The organism is Trichocoleus sp. Lan (assembly GCF_039961855.1).
In the GTDB taxonomy this organism is placed as follows: Bacteria; Cyanobacteriota; Cyanobacteriia; order Cyanobacteriales; family FACHB-T130; genus FACHB-T130.
Window position 1 is genome coordinate 43,123 of sequence record NZ_JAMPKA010000039.1, and the last position, 7,668, is coordinate 50,790.

Consider the following 7,668-nt stretch of genomic DNA (forward strand, 5'->3'; position numbering starts at 1 on the left):
CTGCACCACGCTTGGAAAGCCGTGGCTTGCTTCTTTTTCGCGACCAGACAGTCTGCGCGAATGCGATCGCAACTCTTACTAATCCTAGGAAGACATCTGTGCGATCGCGTCTTTCCAAGGAAGTATGGCTGTTGTGTGTTTGAGGTTGCTTTTGTGGAGTTCACGCGATAGCGCTAGCGCGCTCGCAGAGCTTCGCCTGCGGTTCAGATCCCCGACTTTTTAGAAAAGTCGGGGATCTCGCCTTCACTAGCTCAGATTACAAAACTGTAATTTAGACGAAGGGCAAGCTGTAATTTTGGTTGAGCTTAATTGAATTTATAGACACGTTTCGAGATTCAACCGAAGGAGAAAGCTTGTGATGAATACCCGCCGACTGCTGGCAGCGATCGCAATTCCTGTTCTAGTTGGGACGTTTGGATGTGTGACTCTCAATCAGGCAACGGCTCAATCGCCTAGCCGACAAGCCCAAAACTCATCCCAGCCTAATCAACAACAGCAGGGACAGGGACGCAGACGAGGACCAGATTTTGCCGCTGCGGCTCAGAAATTGGGCATTTCAGAAGCTAAGTTGAAAGAAGCACTGGGAGTGCCAGCGAATCCTACACCAGGACAGCGCCCGCCTCGTCCCGACTTTAAAGCAGCGGCGGCAAAACTCGGCATTACCGAACAACAATTGGTAAATGCGTTGGGAGTTCCGCCCCGTCCGCCCCGTCCCGATTTTGCAGCCGCAGCGCAGAAGCTGGGTGTGTCAGAAGCCAATTTGAAGGCAGCACTGGGAGTACCTGCAAACCCACCAACTACACCGCCCGAACCGGGACAACGCCCACCCCGACCCGATTTTAAGGCGGCGGCGGCAAAACTCGGCGTGACGGAAGAGCAACTGGTAAATGCGCTGGGAGTTCCGCCCCGTCCACCTCAAGATGGCAACCAATCAGACGTACCTCCTCCTCAGCAATAAGCTTGAATCAATTTAGCGACCCTTTCGTGGATACGACCAAATTTTCAATAAGCCCTGGCGATTAGAAATCGCGGCTAAACAAACTAAGTCCGCCTGCGCGGACTTAAGACAAATCAAAGATTTTGAAACCCGCGCAGGCGGGTTTTGTCTGTGTAGACGCGGTTTCAACCGCCCAGGTAGATTGCGATAATTCTATTTGGAGCAGATGAAATGAAAAAAGACCGTGTGAAAAGAATCCCAGTTGTCTCCATGCTGAAGCGGCGAGAGGTGCTTGGCTTTCTAGGGGGAACAGCGGCAGTATCGCTTGTGGGATGGTGGCGCGAAGAGTCGATCTCAGCAAAACCGATAAATACATCAACTCAGATACCGACTCCGGTAGCGATCGCGCAGACTCCGACTTGCGTGGTAAAACCCCAACAAACGGAAGGGCCATATTTCGTGGATGAGAAGCTTAACCGTTCTGATATCCGCTCAGATCCCTCAAACGGTGCGGTAAAGCCGGGAGTACCGTTGCGTTTGGTGTTTCGTGTCTCTGGGATTGATAGTAGATCCTGTACGCCTTTGAGGGGTGCAACTGTAGACATTTGGCATTGCGACGCGCTGGGGGTGTATTCCGATGTTCGGGACTTCAACGGGGATACGCAAGGGCAAAAATTCCTGCGCGGCTATCAGGTGACGGATGCAAATGGGACTGCGGAGTTTGTGACGATTTACCCTGGCTGGTATCCAGGCAGAACGGCTCACATCCACTTCAAGATTCGCACCGATTCTGCGTCTGGGCGTGGTTCTGAGTTTACCTCGCAGCTTTACTTCGACGATGCTCTCACGGATCGAGTCCACGCACAGCCTCCCTATGCCGCTAAGGGACAGCGCACCCAGAGAAACGATGGAGACGGCATTTTTCAAGATGGTGGTGAACAACTGATGCTCCAGCTAACCCAAGATGCACAAGGCTATGTGGGTACGTTCGATATAGGGCTTCAGATGACTTGAACTATTGCAGATTAATCAACAGCGATCGCATTCTCCATAATTCCAGAGTTGATAGAATGTGATCGCTCAAAACGCCCAACTCACTCACGACGAAACACAAACAGATTGCCTGTTGCACCTCGTCCTACCCTGATTTCTTCGTCTAAGTAGGAGGTTGTCCACTCCGCCTCATTCCGGAGAAATTCCAATACTGGGATTTTCAGTTCAGGAAAACTCCAGCTTTCCATGCTAAAAAGCTTTGTTGCTTGCATCGAAAAACTGTCAAAGCTCACCTTAACCGTCTTCTTATCCGCGCCCCAAGCCCAAACGCCGTCAGCCTGTAATCGCCATTCTCCCAACAGGGGTAAGTCAAGAAAAGCGCCGTTAGAGGCAGAAATTTTTCTCGTACCGCCTGCAACCAACCTTTGCCACACCCGTTTGATGTTTATTGTTCCCCCAAAATCTGGAATTGATGCAAGTTGGCGAGTAACAACCGTTCCTTTTGAGGCGTACACCAATTGCCAGTTACCGAGTAGAGTAGGCAGATGGTTGGGGTGGAGTGGGTGTGGGATGGGATTGATGCTTTCTAGCTGCTGCACAATTTCATCGATTGGCTCTCCATCAGACGGAAATAGCGCTTGCTGTAGTCCTAATGCTTCTACTCGCTGCAAGAGTTCAGTTTTTAAGGCAAATCTCGTTGCGTCATCCCCTACCATGTCTTGATGTTCCACATCCTTATTAAGTTTTAGACTACAACTTGGTATCGGCTTTCTGCCATTCCATCAACATTCCATCTGTAATATTGATGTACGAATCGTCTAAAAACTCTTTGAGTGCTTCCTTCCCACCTGCTTGAAAAGCGCTCACGAACCGCTTCCTCTCAGTTAGAGGAAAGGCAGCAGTCACAAAAGCTTTTTGGTGTGCCTGACTAGCAGTAGGGTTGGTCTGTTCTAGTTGCTTCAGTAAATTCTGGATCTTGGCAGCAGCCTCAGCTAGAGTTTGCCTTTGCTCAGGAGTGTAGTTATCTTGGCTTAATTTAGCTGATTGACCCTTACCCTTAGTCTTCTTCCTCTTAATACCTGTAACTGCTTCTCGGATAACCTCTAAGTCTTCCGGTCTTGCCCACTTAGTTACAAGAGTTACCCTGTACTCATCTGTGCGTCCTGCACGTTTTTCTTGGGTAAGGAAACCAGCCTCACATAGGAACTTTAATGAATACTGGACGCGGCGAACACTCATCTGACAGATTTCCGCTGTCTTGCCAAGACTAGCAAAATACTTACCATTAGGCTTTCCTCCTGTCCTACGAACAGCATGTGCATAAACCCGAAACTCGTAGGGGTCTAATCCATACTCATCAAGTTTGTTGTGAACAAACATTACTGAGTTAGGGCTAGATAGGCTGTTTGCGTTTGGAGCTTCTTGTTCCGTTTCTAAAAGGGCTTTTTCGGTCGGCATACACTTGTTTTAGCTATGTTTTTACTACTGAAGACTGACCTTACTCTGACTTTCCGGCTTATTCCGAAGTGAAGGTGTTATGTACTTCATGCCACTAGCTTTAACACATTATACATATACCCATGCATCAAATGCCAAGCACCGAAGTTTTTAATGCCGTAGCCCTGGTATTACTCCAGGGTTGTTACTCAATGGGGCTAACTTAACCGATTTATCCCTTACGGCAAACACAGAAAACGCGAAGGAATCTCAGCAGCCGGAATTTTGGCATTAACACTCAAACAGTAGAGCCGCACAGATATTGCCAAAACTGAGTTGTATGGTCCATACTGAAAACAGTGAAGGCTACCGACGTAGATATCGATAGCCTTCACTGTACAGAATATATTGGGGACGGGTTTGCTTGCCCGCGATCCGTCCTTCATTCAATTGAAATCCACCAAAAACTTCCAAACAGGAGGAATGTTTCCACATGGCAGACTCATATAGTAACCATGATAACTCAGAATTGCCAGAAAACAAGCCCTGGGATGCTTTACTGACACTGATTCATGAGTTCATTCGTGCCCAAGTCAAAGCATCAGGACTCACGCTAGACACCAATTTAGAGAGGTTGATCCGTCAATCTCGCATAGAAGATGTTCGCTATGCTCTCAAAGTTGTTGAGGAGACGCGCAAACGAGAGGTGGTAAGAAACCCAGAAGGGTTGTTCTACCGCATACTTGTAAATCGGCGGCAGGTTTATGGCAATTAAAGTCAATTTGGCACCACCTAGATTGACCTAGGTTCGATACATTGAGGGAGACACACGAGAGAGAAATTCCTCCTCTCGTGTGTCTCCAATACCAATCATCCGTTCAAAAATGGCTATATCAAAGTCATTGATGAGTAGCTGACAGTTATCGCCAAAGAGCGATCGCCAAACCGTATTTCGTACTGCACCGCCAGCTAACCACCAATCGGGGAGATTCAAAAGCGCGATCGCAGGTAACACAACACCAACCGGCGAATCAACTAAAATCTTCTGGAGGCGAGTGGCACTATCCATGTTTTGCTTGTCTAGTTTTGTTCTAATCTTTCCAGTTATTAACTTAGTTGTATTTTCAGTTCGCGCAGCATCCGACTGGTTCCATCATCAATGGCTTTTTGCACCAGTTGGGGAATCATTTCGGTAATCGGCAAATCGGGAAAGATAGCACTGATGGATGATTCGGCGTAGCCACCATTTTGTAGAATGTAAATTTTGAGTTGGCGATTCCGATAGATCCACACTTCCGGAACGCGCAGCGCTTCGTAGGCGTTCAAGGTAGTCTTTGAAGTGACATCAGACTCAATGGCGAGATCCGGGGGTGGGTAAACCGCTAGATCCATATTGGTGCAACCCCGGACACGACTGGCATTCTGGATGTAAAAGCAAGTATCGGGTTCGACTCCGGCAATTTCTGGTTGCTTCAGAGTAGTTGAGCCAAAATCTTCCCAGTCCCGCCCTTGAGCATCTAAGATAGCTTTGACAATATCAGCAATGATGCGATGGGGGCGTTCGTGCAATGCCAAAGGGGACATGATTTCCAGCGTTCCTTGGTAGTATGCAATGCGGGTGCTGCGCTTTTCTCCCAGTTCCGTAAGAATCTGTTCAAAGTCCTGCCAAGACAAGTTATGAATGCTAATCATGCTACCGGGAGTGAGTTCAATGGCACGAATGGGAATGGTAACGGTCATTGGTGTTCTTCCATCGATTGCTGGGGTAGCTTCTTCAACCGTAACTCCCCATTCACCCATAATTATCATTGATGACTAACTGACAGGGATTGCCAAATAGCGATCGCAAACCTGTATTTCGCACCGCACCCCTTGCCAACCAGATTGTCAGCCCTTAACAAAAATACCCAACTTTTTAAAAAAGCCGGGTATCTCGCCTTAACTAGGCGGCAATCGCCAGAAATTTAAGCAGTGTGCAGACTTTTTCGAGCGCGTCCTGGTGCGCTGGGCTTTTTGCTGCGGGTAGGTGCGGATGGTGCCTGGGACTTTGCTCGGTTACTGCGCCCTTGATTTGCGCCCTGACCTTTCGCTTGGTCTACCACTTTCCGGACTGGGGCAGTTGGTTCGTAGCCTGGAATCACGTCTTTCACAAGGGTTTGATTGAGCAATCGTTCGATGTCTTTGAGGAATGAGTATTCATCTTCGCTGACGAGGGACACCGCTCTTCCTTCATTACCAGCGCGACCTGTGCGACCAATGCGATGCACGTAGTCTTCTGGTACGTTAGGCAGTTCAAAGTTGACTACGTGGGGGAGCTGATCGATATCTAGACCCCGTGATGCTACATCGGTGGCAACTAATACTCGCACTTTTCCTTGCTTAAAGTCTTGCAAAGCACGGGTACGGGCTGCCTGACTTTTGTTGCCATGAATTGCAGTGCTTTTCAGCCCATCTTGAGCAAGTTGCTCAGCTAGACGGTTGGCTCCGTGTTTCGTCCGGGTGAAGACTAGCACTTGTTGCCAATTGTGGAACCCAATCATATGAGAAAGCAGTTCTCGCTTGCGATTGCGATCGACCGGATGAACCACCTGCTCTACCTGCTGTGCGGCGGTATTCCGGGGAGCTACTTCGATCTGGGTCGGAGACTTTAGTAGGGTGCTGGCAAGCTGCTGAATCGGTTTAGAGAAGGTGGCAGAAAACATCAGCGTTTGCCTCGATGCAGGTAGCACTGCCAAAATTTTGCGGATGTCGCGGATGAAGCCCATATCTAACATGCGATCGCATTCATCCAGCACTAGTATCTCTATCTTCGAGAGATCGACCGTCTTTTGCCCAACGTGGTCGAGCAAGCGACCGGGCGTAGCGACTACAATATCAACTCCCCGATGCAGCGTTTGAACTTGCGGCTTAATTCCCACGCCGCCATAGATCGCTGCTGCTCGCAGCGACAGGTATTTTCCATAAGTTTTGACGCTATCTTTGACCTGATCTGCCAGTTCGCGCGTAGGGGTGAGGATGAGGGCACGAGGTCTGCGATGCACCTGGTTGGCGTTGGCAGTACCCAGGAGTTGCAGTAAAGGCAGGGTAAAGCCAGCAGTCTTGCCCGTTCCAGTTTGGGCGCTAGCGAAAATGTCTTGCCCTTTCAGGATGGCGGGAATTGCTTGCTGCTGAATGGGGGTTGGCTCAGTATAGCCAGAGTCAGCCACAGCACGAAGCAGGTCCGTTGAAAGACCGAGGTTACGAAATGTCATGGATGTGATCGCTCCTAGTAATGCCCCTATCCCAAATCAAGTGCCTGGGGCCAGTCTAAGAGCAGGAAATTTGTAGTTCAGTTGGATGGCTTAAATGAGCTTTTTTCCAATGCGCCAGCAACAGACCGGAATGTACTGGCAGAAACTCATCCTAACAGACATTTGGACAAAATATCTGAAGAAGGATGGGGTAAGCTAAGCTCTTCACAATGCTCTCCCGCTTCTTGGGAGTTTGTTCAATTTTGACAATTTTACTCAAGTCGCCTTACACTGCGGTCAACAGGGTTAAAGCAGAAACTCTTATTCATCCGTGGCTTTCCCCCGCATTGTCTTCATCTGCTACTTCTTAATCTGCTACTTTTGCTATCAAAACGCTTACTTTGAGAGCTACATGTGGGTTTGTTGAGTTTGCATCATTTGGGTACCACGATTGCACTTCTAATGAGTCAGGGCTTGCAATCGGCTCAACACTTCCTCCGTTCAGTTCTTAGCGGCGGTGTTCTTGAGCCTTAATTCAGAACTAGCCCCTCCTTAGTAATGCGCTGGTCGCTCATCAAAAGAAGCCGCTTTTTCTAACGATTGAGTAGCCAGGAAGATCCAATATCAAAGTGGAGGTCAGTCAAGGTCGCTACTTTATTCACCATCTACCTACGGATACGAGCGATCGCCTCGCCAATTCCTCCAGCTACAGCAATGTGATTATCCTTAATCATTACAGCATCATCTAGTTCCATCCGGTGGTTCATCGCTCCTCCCATCTGCATCGCGTACTTTGACTCGAGCGATCGCCGCGACCGACATCTTCCAACAACCAGGAGTGCAGGAGCGGGTCTAATACGATCGAGGGAGGTAGAACAGCCCTGGGACTCACCACTTCAGTTTTCCCCTAATTTTTCTAAAAGCTTGCCCAACCAACTTAGCCCAAAAGCTGCGCCCTTGGGGATTTTGAGAGTTTTCCAAAAAAGTTTTTCAAAACAGTTGACAGAAGCGGTTCGTGGTTGCTACATTAATAAAGCGGTCGGGAGAGCAAGCGAAAGTGAAGCGACACCG

The 7,668-nt window shown here is 48.8% G+C and carries 8 protein-coding genes and 2 pseudogenes; 3 read left to right on the forward strand and 7 right to left on the reverse strand.

What is annotated here, in order from left to right; translation table 11 throughout:
• The first annotated feature begins 358 nt into the window (after window positions 1–358).
• Both NDA03_RS24865 and NDA03_RS24870 read left to right on the forward strand, forming a co-directional pair.
• The gene (locus NDA03_RS24865) at window positions 359–958 is read left to right on the forward strand and encodes a hypothetical protein (protein ID WP_348239463.1); all 600 of its coding nucleotides are present in this window, start codon (window positions 359–361) and stop codon (window positions 956–958) included.
• A gap of 210 nt (window positions 959–1,168) precedes the next feature.
• Window positions 1,169–1,951 (forward strand): intradiol ring-cleavage dioxygenase, encoded by a 783-nt coding sequence (locus NDA03_RS24870; protein ID WP_348239464.1) that lies wholly within the window; start codon window positions 1,169–1,171, stop codon window positions 1,949–1,951.
• Window positions 1,952–2,031: 80 nt separating this feature from the next.
• On the opposite strand, the gene NDA03_RS24875 is transcribed toward NDA03_RS24870, so the two are convergent.
• The 3 genes from NDA03_RS24875 to NDA03_RS24885 form a co-directional block, all read right to left on the reverse strand.
• Window positions 2,032–2,661 carry a PAP/fibrillin family protein gene (locus NDA03_RS24875; RefSeq protein WP_348239465.1) on the reverse strand — a complete coding sequence of 210 codons (630 nt, stop codon included), beginning with the start codon at window positions 2,659–2,661 and terminating at the stop codon, window positions 2,032–2,034.
• A gap of 19 nt (window positions 2,662–2,680) precedes the next feature.
• Window positions 2,681–3,388 (reverse strand): hypothetical protein, encoded by a 708-nt coding sequence (locus NDA03_RS24880; protein ID WP_199304856.1) that lies wholly within the window; start codon window positions 3,386–3,388, stop codon window positions 2,681–2,683.
• A 345-nt stretch (window positions 3,389–3,733) separates the two neighbouring features.
• Window positions 3,734–3,862: a hypothetical protein gene (locus tag NDA03_RS24885; protein WP_277877578.1), complete on the reverse strand. Its 129-nt coding sequence runs from the start codon at window positions 3,860–3,862 to the stop codon at window positions 3,734–3,736.
• On the opposite strand from NDA03_RS24885, the gene NDA03_RS24890 reads away from it, so the two are divergent.
• Complete coding sequence (locus NDA03_RS24890; protein ID WP_348239466.1) at window positions 3,861–4,142, forward strand: hypothetical protein; 282 nt, start codon at window positions 3,861–3,863, stop codon at window positions 4,140–4,142. The two genes, NDA03_RS24885 and NDA03_RS24890, sit on opposite strands and share 2 nt — an antisense overlap.
• Window positions 4,143–4,244: 102 nt before the next feature.
• Here NDA03_RS24890 and NDA03_RS24895 read toward each other — a convergent pair.
• From NDA03_RS24895 to NDA03_RS24910, 4 genes and pseudogenes are all read right to left on the reverse strand, one after another.
• Window positions 4,245–4,436, reverse strand: a pseudogene (locus NDA03_RS24895) (nucleotidyltransferase family protein); the annotation flags it as partial.
• Between the two features lie 38 nt (window positions 4,437–4,474).
• On the reverse strand, window positions 4,475–5,107 hold the full coding sequence (locus tag NDA03_RS24900; RefSeq protein WP_348239471.1) for a Uma2 family endonuclease: 633 nt from the start codon (window positions 5,105–5,107) through the stop codon (window positions 4,475–4,477).
• Window positions 5,108–5,331: 224 nt separating this feature from the next.
• On the reverse strand, window positions 5,332–6,618 hold the full coding sequence (locus tag NDA03_RS24905; protein WP_348239467.1) for a DEAD/DEAH box helicase: 1,287 nt from the start codon (window positions 6,616–6,618) through the stop codon (window positions 5,332–5,334).
• Window positions 6,619–7,268: 650 nt separating this feature from the next.
• Window positions 7,269–7,406, reverse strand: a pseudogene (locus tag NDA03_RS24910) (nicotinate-nucleotide diphosphorylase (carboxylating)); the annotation flags it as partial.
• Window positions 7,407–7,668: the final 262 nt, after the last annotated feature.

What these genes read in the sequence shown, in the direction of transcription:
- NDA03_RS24870 (WP_348239464.1), top strand. Translation starts at nt 1,169, where the DNA reads ATGAAAAAAGACCGTGTGAAAAGAATCCCAGTTGTCTCCATGCTGAAG.
- NDA03_RS24890 (WP_348239466.1), top strand. Translation starts at nt 3,861, where the DNA reads ATGGCAGACTCATATAGTAACCATGATAACTCAGAATTGCCAGAAAAC.
- NDA03_RS24885 (WP_277877578.1), bottom strand. Translation starts at nt 3,862, where the DNA reads ATGTGGAAACATTCCTCCTGTTTGGAAGTTTTTGGTGGATTTCAATTG.
- NDA03_RS24900 (WP_348239471.1), bottom strand. Translation starts at nt 5,107, where the DNA reads ATGACCGTTACCATTCCCATTCGTGCCATTGAACTCACTCCCGGTAGC.
- NDA03_RS24865 (WP_348239463.1), top strand. Translation starts at nt 359, where the DNA reads ATGAATACCCGCCGACTGCTGGCAGCGATCGCAATTCCTGTTCTAGTT.
- NDA03_RS24905 (WP_348239467.1), bottom strand. Translation starts at nt 6,618, where the DNA reads ATGACATTTCGTAACCTCGGTCTTTCAACGGACCTGCTTCGTGCTGTG.
- NDA03_RS24880 (WP_199304856.1), bottom strand. Translation starts at nt 3,388, where the DNA reads ATGCCGACCGAAAAAGCCCTTTTAGAAACGGAACAAGAAGCTCCAAAC.